At 54.8% G+C, this 14,107-nt stretch carries 9 protein-coding genes; 5 read left to right on the top strand and 4 right to left on the bottom strand.

What is annotated here, in order from left to right; genetic code table 11:
- Positions 1-76: 76 nt before the first annotated feature.
- Positions 77-1,459 carry a serine endoprotease DegQ gene (gene degQ, locus NXS97_RS11165; RefSeq protein ID WP_105080433.1) on the bottom strand — a complete coding sequence of 461 codons (1,383 nt, stop codon included), beginning with the start codon at positions 1,457-1,459 and terminating at the stop codon, positions 77-79.
- Positions 1,460-1,568: 109 nt separating this feature from the next.
- Complete coding sequence (gene zapG, locus NXS97_RS11160) at positions 1,569-1,970, bottom strand: Z-ring associated protein ZapG (protein WP_006121720.1); 402 nt, start codon at positions 1,968-1,970, stop codon at positions 1,569-1,571.
- Between the two features lie 177 nt (positions 1,971-2,147).
- Between zapG and zapE the strand changes: the two genes are divergently transcribed.
- From zapE to sspB, 5 genes are all read left to right on the top strand, one after another.
- On the top strand, positions 2,148-3,275 hold the full coding sequence (gene zapE, locus NXS97_RS11155) for a cell division protein ZapE (protein WP_014595150.1): 1,128 nt from the start codon (positions 2,148-2,150) through the stop codon (positions 3,273-3,275).
- Positions 3,276-3,500: 225 nt separating this feature from the next.
- Positions 3,501-3,929: a 50S ribosomal protein L13 gene (gene rplM / locus NXS97_RS11150; protein WP_006121722.1), complete on the top strand. Its 429-nt coding sequence runs from the start codon at positions 3,501-3,503 to the stop codon at positions 3,927-3,929.
- A 15-nt stretch (positions 3,930-3,944) separates the two neighbouring features.
- Entirely contained in the window at positions 3,945-4,337 is a 393-nt protein-coding gene (rpsI, locus tag NXS97_RS11145; protein ID WP_006121723.1) for a 30S ribosomal protein S9, read from the top strand.
- Positions 4,338-4,653: 316 nt separating this feature from the next.
- Positions 4,654-5,295, top strand: coding sequence for a stringent starvation protein SspA (gene sspA / locus NXS97_RS11140; RefSeq protein WP_013024313.1), 642 nt, complete (start codon positions 4,654-4,656; stop codon positions 5,293-5,295).
- A 3-nt stretch (positions 5,296-5,298) separates the two neighbouring features.
- Entirely contained in the window at positions 5,299-5,784 is a 486-nt protein-coding gene (sspB, locus tag NXS97_RS11135) for a ClpXP protease specificity-enhancing factor (protein WP_013024314.1), read from the top strand.
- 113 nt (positions 5,785-5,897) lie between these two features.
- Here sspB and NXS97_RS11130 read toward each other — a convergent pair whose 3' ends face one another.
- Complete coding sequence (locus tag NXS97_RS11130) at positions 5,898-7,655, bottom strand: sulfite reductase subunit alpha (RefSeq protein ID WP_013024315.1); 1,758 nt, start codon at positions 7,653-7,655, stop codon at positions 5,898-5,900.
- Positions 7,656-7,832: 177 nt separating this feature from the next.
- Complete coding sequence (locus tag NXS97_RS11125; RefSeq protein WP_259232109.1) at positions 7,833-13,364, bottom strand: glutamate synthase-related protein; 5,532 nt, start codon at positions 13,362-13,364, stop codon at positions 7,833-7,835.
- Positions 13,365-14,107 lie beyond the last annotated feature (743 nt).

The following is a 14,107-nucleotide window of genomic DNA, read 5'->3' as shown; positions in this document are numbered from 1 at the left end:
GTCAGGGGAGAACGTTGGGGAGAATAACATGAGAGCGGCGGACACACACGTGCTTGTGTCCGCCATCGTGCGGGGTTTATCTCAATAACAGATAGATACTTTCCTCACCACGAACCACATTCAGCGCCATCACCGGCGGTTTGGCTTCCAGCACCTTGCGCATTTCGGCAATATTCTGAATTCGCGTGCGGTTGACGCCAATGATCACGTCATCTTTTTGCAGGCCGACCTGTTCAGCCGGAGTGCCTTTTTCGATGGCATCAATCTTCACGCCTTTATCACCGGTTTTGGTCTGACCATCGCTCAGAGTCGCGCCCTGCAGGGCTGGAGAAAGCAGCTGTGCGCTGGCCGTCGTCTGGGCGCTTTGCTCAAGGGTGACATCAACACTCACCGGTTTACCTTCACGTAGCAGGCCAAGCTTCACTTTCTCACCCGGCGCCGTCGTGCCGATCTTCACCCGCAGTTCTGCGAAGCTGGTAATCGGTTTATCGTTGACCGAAACAATGATATCGCCTGACTTGATACCGGCTTTTTGCGCCGCAGACTGCGGCAGCACTTCAGAAACGAACGCACCGCGCTGTGCGTCAACGTTAAACGCTTTTGCGATGTCCGCGGTCATCTCGGTACCTTTGATACCCAACTGACCCCGTTTGACTTCGCCGTACTTAATTAACTGCTCGGCCAGGTTCATGGCCATATCGCTCGGAATCGCAAAGCCAATGCCGATATTGCCGCCACTGGAGGCCAGAATGGCGGTATTAATGCCGATCAGCTCGCCGTTCAGATTAACCAGCGCGCCGCCCGAGTTACCGCGGTTAATGGCGGCATCGGTCTGGATAAAGTTTTCCAGCCCTTCGAGATTCAGGCCGCTGCGGCCCAGTGCCGAAATAATTCCAGAGGTCGCTGTCTGACCAAGGCCAAAAGGATTGCCGATGGCCACGGCAAAATCACCGACTTTCAGCTGATCCGAATCGGCGACTTTTATCTGCGTCAGGTTTTTCGCGCCCTGAATCTGGATCAGGGCGATGTCGGTCTGCTCATCGTGACCAATCAGTTTGGCATCATATTCGCTGCCATCGCCGAGCTGGACGTTGATCTTATCCGCGCCGTTGACCACGTGGTTATTGGTCAGAACATAGCCTTTGGCGGCATCAATGATGACACCGGACCCCAGCCCCTCAAAGGGTTGAGGCTGGCTTGGGGCGCCACCGGGCAACTGGCCAAAGAAACGCTTAAGCGGCTCGGGAATATCCTGTGTCTGGGCCTGGGCATCAGACTGGGTGCCTTCAACGTGCACGCTGACCACAGCAGGTAACACTTTTTCCAGCATCGGTGCCAGGCTGGGAAGCGGCTGGCTCTGAATCTGTGCAGGTAGCGTCGCCATCGCGCCGGGCGAAGCGGCAAGACTCATTCCAATACTCAAGGCTAATGCGCTTAACAGTCGTGCTTGTTTTTTCATTGCTACAACGCTCTCGCTGCAAAAATGGGGGGAGTAAATCAATGAGACAGCCGTTTGCGGCCGGGGTTCGCAAAAACAGCGGGCACAGCGTCACTGTGCCCGATCATGCTTAGTCGCGGACGGCGCGTTCACCACGCAGTAAGCCAGAGGCGCCTTCAGAGTAGTCACGCGGCATTTGCACCGGTGCCTGATCGTTATCCGCTTCGGCTTCGGTCAGTTGCCATGCAAAGGGGTTTTTGTCCCCGGGCATGTTCGGCAGTAGGTCGTTGGACCCTTTCGCCATGTGCTGATAGAGCTGACGGTAATCACGCGCCATGTTATCCAGCAGCTCTGCGCTCTGCGCAAAGTGGTTGGTCAGCTCTTCGCGATAATCTGCCAGCTCGGCTTTCGTCTTATCCAGTTCGTACTGCATGCTGCGCTGCTCACGCAGCTTCCGGTTGCCAAAACGCATTGCGACTGCGCCGACAATAATACCTACCACTAAACCAATTAGCCCGTATTCCCAGGTCATAATGACTCCCGTGTTATTTCCGTTGTTCCGTAGGGCGTTGCACCACTTAATAATAGTCACTATACCCGTTAATCTTATGGATGTGGAACTCTGGAGCGCCATGCCTTAGTGTAGAGCGGCCTTTTTTTCGACAAACGACGTTTGAATAAGACAAAATTCAGGGACACTGAGCGAACCATGCAAACCTCATCTCCGCTTGCCCGCTATGAGCAAGCGCTATCACAGGGCGATTTCAAGCCCGACGACGTACAGCGTGAAGCGATTACCCGCTTAGATGCTATCCAGCAAGGGCTGATCGCGCGTCAGCACACCACCGAACTTCCCTCGCAGGGGCTGTTAGGTCGTCTGTCGAAGCTGATGGGAAAAGAAAAGTCGCAGCCCAAAGCGCCCGTCCGTGGCTTGTATATGTGGGGCGGTGTTGGCCGGGGGAAAACCTGGGTAATGGATCTGTTTTTTCAGTCTATTCCTGGCGACCGCAAACTGCGCTTACACTTTCACCGTTTCATGCTGCGCGTGCATGAAGAGCTGACCGAACTGCAGGGGCACAGCGATCCGTTACTGATCATCGCCGACCGCTTTAAAGCAGAAACCGATATTCTCTGTTTTGATGAGTTTTTTGTGTCTGACATCACGGATGCCATGCTGCTGGGAACGCTGATGGAAGCCCTGTTTGCGCGCGGCATCAGCCTGGTTGCGACCTCGAATATTCCGCCTGATAACTTGTACAAAAACGGCCTGCAGCGTGCCCGTTTTCTGCCCGCCATCGAGCAGATTAAGCAGCATTGTGAGGTAATGAATGTCGATGCGGGCATTGATTACCGTCTGCGTACGCTGACGTCCGCGCATTTGTGGACGTTTCCTCTGGGGCCGGAAACCTACGCCGAGATGGACCGCATGTTCCAGGCATTGTCAGGCGAAAAACGCGACAGCGCACCGGTGCTGGAGATCAATCACCGTAAAATGCCGACCCTGGGCGTGGCAGAAGGGGTGATTGCGATTGATTTTAAAACCCTGTGTGGAGAAGGGCGCAGCCAGCATGATTATATTGAGCTGTCACGCCGCTTTCACAGCGTCCTGCTGTTTGATGTACCGGTCATGATCTACAAGACGGAAGATCAGGCGCGGCGTTTTCTGGCGTTGGTGGATGAGTTTTACGAGCGCCATGTCAAACTGGTTGTCGCTGCAGAAACCTCCTTGTTCGAAATTTATCAGGGCACGCGCCTGAAATTTGAATATCAGCGCTGTCTGTCCCGTTTGCAGGAAATGCAGAGCGAAGAGTACCTGCGGCTGGCGCATTTACCCTGAGATTCCAGGTAATAAATGAAAATAGGGTTCGATTTTTGTAATCGACTTCTCTATAATCTTGCGACCCCACGTTACAGCACAGGATTTTTTTCCCAAATCCTCTGCGTTCCGGTAACGCTATCCGAAGGGGTGGCTTGCTGGTCAAAATGGTCGTGTGAGCCTCATTCGTTTACTTAAGCGTTTGGGATTTCACCAACGTGTAACTTAATTTGGGTAAGCTTTTCGATGAAAACTTTTACAGCTAAACCAGAAACCGTCCAACGTGACTGGTATGTTGTTGACGCAACTGGCAAAACCTTGGGTCGCCTGGCGACTGAACTGGCGCGCCGTCTGCGTGGTAAGCATAAAGCGGAATACACTCCGCACGTTGATACTGGTGATTACATCATCGTTCTGAACGCTGAGAAAGTTGCTGTAACCGGCAACAAGCGTTCTGACAAGATTTACTATCACCACACTGGTCACATCGGTGGTATCAAACAGGCGACCTTTGAAGAGATGATTGCTCGCCGTCCTGAGCGCGTGATTGAGATCGCGGTTAAAGGCATGCTGCCGAAGGGCCCGCTGGGTCGTGCTATGTACCGTAAACTGAAAGTTTACGCAGGTAACGAGCACAACCATGCGGCACAGCAACCGCAAGTTCTTGACATTTAATCGGGATTAAAGGCAATGGCTGAAACTCAAAACTACGGCACTGGTCGCCGCAAAAGCTCATCCGCACGCGTCTTCATCAAGCCGGGTAGCGGTAACATCGTAATCAACCAACGCTCTCTGGAGCAGTATTTCGGTCGCGAGACTGCACGCATGGTCGTGCGTCAGCCTCTGGAACTGGTTGATATGGTTGGTAAACTGGACCTGTACATCACCGTTAAAGGTGGTGGTATCTCTGGTCAGGCAGGCGCGATCCGTCATGGTATCACCCGCGCTCTGATGGAGTATGATGAGTCACTGCGTGGCGAACTGCGTAAAGCAGGCTTCGTTACCCGTGATGCTCGTCAGGTTGAACGTAAGAAAGTCGGCCTGCGTAAAGCACGTCGTCGTCCTCAGTTCTCCAAGCGTTAATTGTTGCTGCTTCGGCAGACACAGTTGGCACAAAAAACCCGCTCCGGCGGGTTTTTTATTTTTATTCTCAGGTCATCCTGTCGTATAAAACCACAATACTGTTCGCATTTTACCCGCAAAAATGCATTCCCCCACCCACAAGCTGCCTAAAATCTGGTAAACTCTGTGTCACTTTGCGCCCGCAAGCTGGCGCGTTATGCGCCTCGCATTAGTCGGGGGTGGTTAGCGCGGATTGCGAGCGAGTTCTATGAGCAGGTGAGTCGCCGTGTGGTTGGCCATTCGCAGTAACTTTTTGTGAACAAACTGGGAGGTTTTCATGGCTGTCGCTGCCAACAAACGTTCGGTAATGACGCTGTTTTCTGGTCCTACTGACATTTTTAGCCATCAGGTACGTATCGTGCTTGCCGAGAAAGGTGTCAGCGTAGAGATCGAGCAGGTCGAAATGGATAACCTGCCGCAGGATCTGATTGACCTCAATCCGTACCGCACTGTGCCGACGCTGGTAGATCGCGAACTGACGCTGTACGAATCACGCATCATCATGGAATATCTGGATGAGCGTTTTCCCCACCCACCATTGATGCCTGTCTATCCGGTTGCACGTGGCGAAAGCCGTTTAATGATGCACCGTATTGAGCAAGACTGGTACAGCCTGATGAGAAAGGTTGAGAACAGTAGCGGTCAGGAAGCTGAAGCGGCGCGTAAGCAGCTGCGTGAAGAGCTGCTGGCTATTGCTCCTCTGTTTGGGCGTACGCCATTCTTTATGAGCGACGAGTTCAGCCTGGTAGACTGCTATCTGGCTCCGCTGTTGTGGCGTTTACCGTCAATGGGTATCGATCTGCTCGGGTCGGGCTCTAAAGAGCTGAAAGGCTACATGAACCGCGTATTTGAGCGTGACTCCTTCCTTGCTTCACTGACTGAAGCTGAACGTGAAATGCGCCTGCAAGCCCGGGGCTAACGTATGGAAATGTCACAACTCACAGCCCGCCGACCTTATTTGCTGCGTGCTTTTTATGACTGGTTACTGGATAACCAGCTCACACCGCATCTGGTCGTCGACATCAACCTGCCTGGCGTTCAGGTTCCACTCGAATATGCCCGCGATGGTCAGATCGTACTGAACATTGCGCCGCGTGCCGTGGGTAACCTTGATCTGGGCAATGACGAAGTCTCGTTTAACGCACGTTTTGGTGGCGTTCCACGTCAGGTGAATGTCCCAATGGCGGCCATACTCGCCATCTATGCGCGTGAAAACGGCGCAGGCACGATGTTTGAACCTGAACCGGCCTATGAAGGCGGCACACAGGAATTTGCTGAGAATCAGGAAGAGACGGTCATGTCAGTGATTGACGGCGACCGCCCTGATGATGCCAGCGATGACGATAATTCACCGGATGACGATCCCCCGCCACGTGGTGGCCGTCCCGCACTGCGCGTGGTGAAATAACACAGAATACCCGTCACCTGACGGGTATTTTTTTGCCTGTCTGCCAGCCGGTAACAGGCATAAAAAAATCCGGGAACACAGGTTGCCCGGATTTTTGCTTTCTGCCGCAGCGATCAGTAAACGTCGCGCAGGTAGCGTTTCTCTTTCTTCAGCTGATCGATGTAGTCAGCGGCCCGTTCACTGGAGAGCCCGCCAAACTGACGTACGATTTCATACAGCGCGCTATCCACGTCTTTCGCCATGCGTGATGCATCGCCACACACGTAAAAGTGACCGCCTTCCTGCAGCCAGGCATAGAGCTCTGCACCCTGTTCCAGCATCCGGTTTTGCACGTAGATTTTCTTGTCCTGATCGCGTGAGAACGCCAGATCGAGACGCGTGAGCAGCCCGCTTTCCTGCCAGGCCGTCAGTTCTTCGCGATAAATGAAGTCGTGTTCCTGATGCTGATCGCCAAAGAACAACCAGTTTTTACCCTGAGCACCTGTTACCTGACGCTCCTGCAAAAAGGCGCGGAACGGGGCGATACCGGTGCCGGGGCCGACCATAATCAGCGGGGCGTTGCCGTTAGCCGGAACGCGAAAGGCTTTGTTGGGTGAGATGAAGATCGCGGGCTTTTCACCACGGCGTACACGCTCAGCCAGATAGGTAGAGCACACGCCGCTGCGGTTGCGGCCACCGCTGTGATAGCGCACTGAGGCGATGGTCAGGTGAACCTGATTCGGATGCGCTTTTGAGCTGGACGAGATGGAGTAGGCGCGATGCTGCAACGGGCGCAGCAGGGCGACGAACTCGGGTACGCTCAGGCTACGCGTCAGTTCGAGCTGGAGCAGATCCAGCGTATCTTTGCCCCATAGCCAGACACCGAGCGCGTCTTTGTCGTCGTGCTGAAGCACGTGACGCAGCTCCTGGTTGGTGGTGTTTTGGCCCACCCACTCGATCAGCTTGCGTGAAGGCTCTGAAATTTCAAACTGGTAGGTCAGCAGGTCGCCCAGGCTCCTGTCGAATCCCGGCACCGGCGTCTGGTAATCGGCGTTCAACTGGGTAAGCAGCAGGCTGACCAGCGACGGCTCGTTGACCGGAATCACGCCAAGTGCGTCACCGGCTTCATACTTCAGGCCGCTGTCGGTGAGATCAAACTCGACGTGGCGAATATCTTTTGCCGATTGCTCACTCGACAGGCGTTTATTGGTGATCAGGGCTGCCGCATACGGATTCGATTTGTTGCTGCCAGGAATAACCGGCGCTTCCGGGGCGCTCTCCAGCACCGTGCCGCTGCTGCCTGCGCTGCTGGCAAACTGGGGCATCGTGCTGTTAATCCACTCATTTGACGGCTCTTCGTAATCGATATCGCAGTCAATGCGGTCAACAACGCGCTTTGCCCCAAGCTGTTCCAGGCGCATATCCAGGAACTTACCTGCCTGACAGAATCCGTCATAGCCGGTATCGCCAATGGCCAGCACGGCGAAGTGCATCTGCTCCAGACGTGGCGCGGTGCTGGCGGAAATCGCGTCCCAAAACAGCTGGGCGTTGTCGGGCATTTCACCTTCACCATAGGTCGAAGTGACAATCAGCACGTGTCGCATGGTGGCGAACACGTCGAGATCCACATCGCCTAATGCCTGAACGACCGGCACCAGACCTTTGGCACGGGCTGACTTCGCCGCTGACTGGGCCAGCGCCTCAGCATTACCGGTCTGAGAACCATAAAGGATGTGCAGTTGGGTGGTCGCGGCAGCGCTGCTGCCCGCAGCCGGCTGCTGTTTGTCTTCCAGCACCAACAAACGGGAGTGCAGGCCGGCCAGGAAGCCCGCCAGCCAGTATTTCTGATCACCATTGAAAGGTGCATCTTCAGGAATATATGGAATTTTCATGGATACCTTTACTCAATCCCGCTCTTAACCGTCATGCTTCGCTGTGCCGAAGGCGGGCGGTTCCTGTGCTCTCAGCAACAGCCTGCTGCTGAGAGGATAAGGATGCCGCTGCGCCCGGCACGTCGAACAAATCAGGGTCATCATCATTAAACACAGTTCTGTTCACTGAGCCTGCTGTCAGGCCAGTTTACCCACGGCCGCTGCAATTTCAGGTAACGCCGCACGCGCAAACAACTCTTCAAAATCAGGCAGGCGACCGAGAATGTCACGGTTGCAGGCATCCTGATACATGATCCAGCCGTAAGTGGCCAGGCTGTCCATTGAGCGGATATTACGTTGCGTCAGTGCCGCTTTGTAATCGGACATGCGTTTTGAACCGATCAGGCTGGCCAACTCGCTGTCGCTATAGCTTTCAATCGCTGCTCGCGCATGGCGTTGCAGCTTACTCACCAGTGAAAAGTCTTCGGTCATCAGCAGATTCCGCACAGCTTTCTCCACGGCGGCGTCTTCAACCGGCGTGCCTTTCGGCAGCTTGCTGAGTGCCAACTGCTGGGCAAAGCTCAGTACGGTGTAGTTATTCAGTAAAACAAACATTTCCTGCGTATCTGTCGCGCCATAAGCCGGAACCGCGCCGTCGGCAATGGTCTTGCCTTCGCGCCAGGCGGCTTTAAACTTGGCAACCTGATGGCCTGCCAGCGCCGTTGACAGCTCTTCCAGCAGATCCTTGCGGGACTTGGCCTTCAGAATTTCACCGCCATCCTGGTAAAGCAGCAGGGAACGCGGCATAACGTAGACAAAGTGCTGACATTCGGTTTCCCAGTGCTCCAGCAGCCAGGCGGCACGCGGAGACTGCGTGGCCTCCAGGTGCCAGTTCAGCATGGTGAGAACCGCCTGCTTATGAATCTGTGCCAGCTCATCCGGGTCAGCGATTGAGCCAAACAGAACGGAGTCGCCCGCCGCATGGCTCGCCAGTGAACCATAGGGATCGTACTGATAAGCAAAGCCGCCGCTCATGCCGTTACCGAAGCCTTTACCAAAGGTGCCCAGGTTTAACACTGCGCCGTTGGTCATGTATTCGCAGCAAAAGTCACCGACGCCTTCCACCACCGCAGTGGCACCGGAGTTACGCACCGCGAAGCGATCGCCGGCCTGGCCCTGAACGAACAGACGGCCGCCGGTGGCGCCAAACAGAGCGAAGTTACCGATCAGAACGTTGCCATCGCTGTCCTGCGCGCCGCCGCCCGGTGAGAGCACGACCAGTTCGCCGCCGCACTGACCTTTGCCGACGCCATCGTTACAGGTTCCACGATGTTTCATCAGCATGCCGTCATTGCAGAAGGCCCCGAAGGACTGACCGGCAGAGCCGGTCGTGGTGATTTCTACGCTGGCAGGTGCCAGATAGCGACGACCGCGATCGTCACGAAGCACGGCCGGCATTGCCTGAATCTGTGCAGCCGTCAGGGTGTGATTCAGCATGCGCTCAATATCGATAGCTAACTGGCCGCCCACGCTTTTATTGCGGTTGTTGAGTACAACATCCTTACCCAGTTGCAGAGAGGTTTTACCCTGATCGACCAGTTGCTGGCTCAGTTCTTCAACCCAGCGGTCATCCAGTTCAAAATCTTTCTCCAGATAAACTGGCTTAGCAATCTTCAGCTCGGGCACCACGGTCAGCATGGCACGCAGGTCCAGCTTACCGACTTCCAACGGGTGATCCATCAGATGGAGCAGATCGGCGCGGCCACGGGCTTCACGCAGGGAGCGCAGGCCCATACGCGCCAGAATCTCACGCACTTCATGCGCCACGTTCAGGAAGTACTGTGCCAGCTGGCGTGGGTCGCCATCAAAGGCTTCGGCGTTAGTGGTTAATCCCGCCGGGCATTTAACGTTACAGTTCTTCGCCATCACGCACTTCAGCATCATCAGCGCGGTGGTACCAAACTCAAAGCTGTCGCCGCCCAGCAGAGCGGATTTCACCACGTCGCTGCCGGTTTGCTGTGCGCCTGAGCAACGCAGCAGAACTTTGTCGCGCAGGCCGTTTGCACACAGGGCCTGGTGAACTTCGGCGATACCGATTTCGGCAACGCGACCGGTATATTTCAGGCTGGTCACCGAGGCGGCGCCCGTACCACCCGTGTTACCGGCAACGTTAATCACGTCAGCACCGGCTTTCGCCACGCCCACGGCGATGGTGCCAATACCTTCAGATGACACCAGCTTCACAATGACGCGCACGCGGGCCGCTTTACAGTCGTGAATCAGCTGCGCCAGATCTTCGATAGAGTAGGTATCGTGGTGCGGCGGCGGAGAAACCAGCTCAACGCCTGGCGTGCCGCCGCGTGCGGCGGCGATCTCTACGGTAACTTTTGCCGCCGGAAGCTGACCGCCTTCACCGGGCTTGGCGCCCTGGCCGATTTTGATCTCAAGCTCTTCCAGCATCGGATCGGCCAGGTAGGCCGCCCAGACGCCAAAGCGGCCTGACGCCAGCTGTTTGATACGTGAAGCGCGAATGGTGCCGTGACGGGAGTAGTGCTCACCGCCTTCTCCACAGTTACTCATGCCTCCGACCATGTTGGTGCCATGCGCAACGGCTTCATGCGCCGGTGCGACCAGCGCACCGTGACTCATCGCGCCAGACGCGAAAGTGCGGGTAATTTCGCTCGCGGGCTGAATATCGCTCAACGGCAGCGACGGCAGCGCCGTGAAAATGCGTGACAGGTAGTCCGCCGCTTTGCCGCTGGCGGTGACTTTCAGGCCGCCAGCAACCACTTCTGCGGTTTCAATCTCGTCGTTAAAACGGGCTTTCAGCGCACGTGACAGGTTGAGCAGGCGTTCACTTTCTGGTTTCAGTCCGGCAATGGCATCGGTCAGACGCAGCATAAAGGCATTCTGGCTGCCCTCAATGGCGTCACAGACCAGGCCGCGGGTGGCAAAACCATTGTTAGTCAGCGAGTAGCGACCCAGCTTACGCCGGAATTCGGCCTCACTGTCGATGTGGGTAAGATCTGCCGGGAAGGCCAGAATATCGCGCAGCGCGGCTGGGCGGCGTTTGCGCTCTTCGTACATCAGGCTGGAGAACTGACGATAATCGGCCGTAATGGCAAAATCATTCATCACCTCATCCGGGATGCGCTCAAAGCTGCTGTCTTTAAACGTCTCCGGCTTGATGCCAAAGGCATTGTCCAGACGGGCCAGCGTCATCAGACGAATAAAGTTATCCTCTTCACGCGCTTTGTCCGCGAAGCGAATCGGCTCTTCCGTCATATCAATAAAGGTGCGTACGGCAATGGTGCCGTAAGAGTGGCCTGCGCCCTCTGCACGTTCTTTAAACAGGCCTAACAGCGGCACTTCGGACTCGCCCTGAATTTTAAGTGCGCTCTGATGCCAGTCCACCGCCATCTGAGCGATGGTTGCGAAGCCCGCGCCGCCCACTGGCGTTTTGATGTTTGGAAAATACTTTCTCAGTACCGGGTCATCGGTATTCAGGAAGTTAGGCTCGAAGAACTCGCCGCTGCTGTAGCTCTCAACGGTACACAGCCCCACTTTACCCATGGTTTTCATCAGGGCTTTTTCGGCCGCTTTAGCGTAGCGTTTAAAGGCTTTGTCGCCTTCTTCGCCTTCACCAAATTTTTCCTCAGCACGCATTTGCACGCCGAGCGGATAAACGGCTGACGCGCCAAAGCCCAGCGTAGCCGCAATATGGTGAGAAGAGATGATCTGTCCGCTCTCCACCACCAGCGACACATCCAGGCGTAAACCTTCCTGTACCAGACGCTGGTTAACGGCAGAAATGACCAGCAGCATGGGCAATGCGGCCTGGGTAGAAGAGATATGGCGATCGGTCAGTACGGCAATGCCGCCCTCTGAGCGGGCAAAATCCACCACCTGCTGTGCCAGATCGTCAATCGCTTTTTCCAGCGCGCTGGCGTTCGCTGTGCGGCTCAGCAGATCTTTGCCGGTGACCGGCTCGTAAAGCATTTCGAAGCGAGCGTAAGGGGCCACGTTCTGCTCGCGCAGCTGCAGCATGTCCAGATGGGTCAGAATCGGGGTTGGCACAATGATCTGCCGACCTTTACTGCGGCCCAGATGCGGTTTAGCGCCCAGCGCCACGCGCAGCGTCATGCCATCCGCTTCGCGAATGGAGTCCAGTGGTGGATTGGTCACCTGGGCAAAGCGCTGCGAGAAGTAGTGCGCCATGCCGCCTTCATGATCGGAGAGGCCGTTAATCGCATTGCCGTAACCCATCGCAGAGATTTTCTCGGCGCCGGTGTTCAGCATCGGATCCATCATGAACTTAAAGCTTTCCTGGTTGTAGTAGTACGCCACGAAGCGCTGATAGGTTTTCAGATCGCCGCGATAGCGCAGGGGAGAACCCTGTTGTTCAGCAGGAATAACCGGCAGCTCTCGTAAATCGACACGCGACTTGCCGAGCAATGCCGCATAGTCTTTTTCAGCAGCCAGCTTCTCCAGCGCCTGGTGCGTGGTGTAACTGCGCTTTTCGCGATGGTCAAAATACAGCATGCCGCCGGCTTCAATACGGCCACGGCGCAGCACGCTTTCAGGGGGAAAGGCAATTTGTCCCGCTTCGGACATGGCACCGATGTATTCCGCCGTTTCGATTGAACGCAGCGGGCGCAGCCCCAGGCGATCAAGACGCGCACCGATTACCTCGCCGTTACCAAAAATTAAGGCGGCCGGGCCATCGTTTTTCTCTTCATAAAGCGAAAAGTATTCCAGCATGTCACGCACGGCAGGGGAGAGCGCGGTATCGTTTTCCCAGGCAGGCGGCATCATCGACACCACCGCGGTGATCAGGTCCAGATCGTCTTCCATCAGGCGGCTGTGAATGCTCTGATCCAGTCGCGAACTGTCTGACTGGCCTTTCGGACGCACAATAGTTTTGCCACGGGCGGAAGCCAACGCAGATTCGGCGATGCGGTTTTTACGATCGGTATTCAGCTCACCGTTGTGGGCCATCAACCGGAAAGGCTGTGCCATGGTGGTGTGCGGATCGGTATTCGTTGAGAAGCGAGTATGGAAAAACAGTCCGCGTACGTGATGATCGGGATCGGTCAGATCTTTGAAGTAAGGGATCACTTCATTCGAATTCAGGCGCGCTTTAAAGACCTGGGTGCGCGACGACAATGACAGTGGATATAACCCGCCAAATTCGGTTTGGGTAAAGGCTTGTGCCTCGATCGTCAGCAGGGCGCGATAAATCAGTTTTTCGAAATCGATCTGATTGCTGATGTCCTGAGGTGCGGCAAAAATCCACTGCACAATGGGAAGCTGAAACTGCATGGCAGCCGGGCGCGTGACGCTGTTATCCAGCGGCATTTCACGCTTCAGGATAACCGGCAGATTAAAGCGATTTAGCGTCTCTTCGACTAAACGTTCGGCATTGGCGCGCAGTTCCGTGTCTTTCGGCACGAAGAAGTTACCTACACCAAAGCGTCCGGCCTCAAGCGCCTGACCGGTAATTTTACGGAAAAAATGCAGGGAAAGATCGACGTTAACCCCGGCGCCATCGCCCACGCCTTCGGCGGACATACCTCCACGGTGCGGAACCGTACAGAGTGCGCTGTGCGCCATGCGCAGAATTTCATGAGTCTGCTCGCCGTCCTTACGGGTAATGAAACCTACACCACAGCTGTCACTTCCTGCTGCTGGGTCATATAAGCCATAGGAATCAGGTTTTTTACTGGACATTGAGGGTCTCCTTAAAACTGCTTTAGACATTACCTGCATTGTTTCAGGCACTGAGTTCAACTGCACACTTCCCAGCGCAAATTCTTTCATTTCCGCGCCTGACAGCCTGCGCGATTGGGTTTTACGCACTTTTCATCGCCAGGAGAAAGGTCCCTTGAGGCGTTGCGCTTGATTTTTCCGTTCTCGAAAGGAGATGACTCAAACCATGTGGGCGTCATGTTGCATAGATATGCCGTGACACGTATCCATCATGAAAGCTTTCAGCGGAATTCCAACTTATCGGGAAAGCGAATCGAGGTCAAATAGTGATACTGACACAGTTTAATCCCGTCTTTGTATCCTTAACTGAATGAATTTATTATTTTTTTATGTCTAAAATGTGTCAGTTTGCCATTCAGGTATAGGGTATGAAATGTGAACTGTATCACTGTGCAGAAGGCGTGAAATCACTGAAGTATGCTGGCGATAAGGGACTAAACAGCATCAAATGCTGCTGCAGGCAGTGTAAGCACAGGATGTATCTGTTTTTCTTATAGCACCAAATTTGAATGAATAAGGGCATCATGATTAGCAAAATTAATCACGTCAGGTTGCTTAAAACTGCAATTTATATGAATGAGTATGCATGAAAAGCATGGCGTCGCGATAACAGGAGGTTATTTGGCGAAAAAGCAGAGGCAGTAATAGCCCGCCTTGCAAAAAGGCGGCCTTACAGATTCATTGAGTTAGCACAATTAGTCAAG

It is taken from the genome of Pantoea sp. B623 (assembly GCF_024814475.1).
Lineage (GTDB): Bacteria > Pseudomonadota > Gammaproteobacteria > Enterobacterales > Enterobacteriaceae > Pantoea > Pantoea ananatis.
Note: the sequence above shows the minus strand (reverse complement) of the source record. Positions and strands in the feature narration are given on the sequence as shown.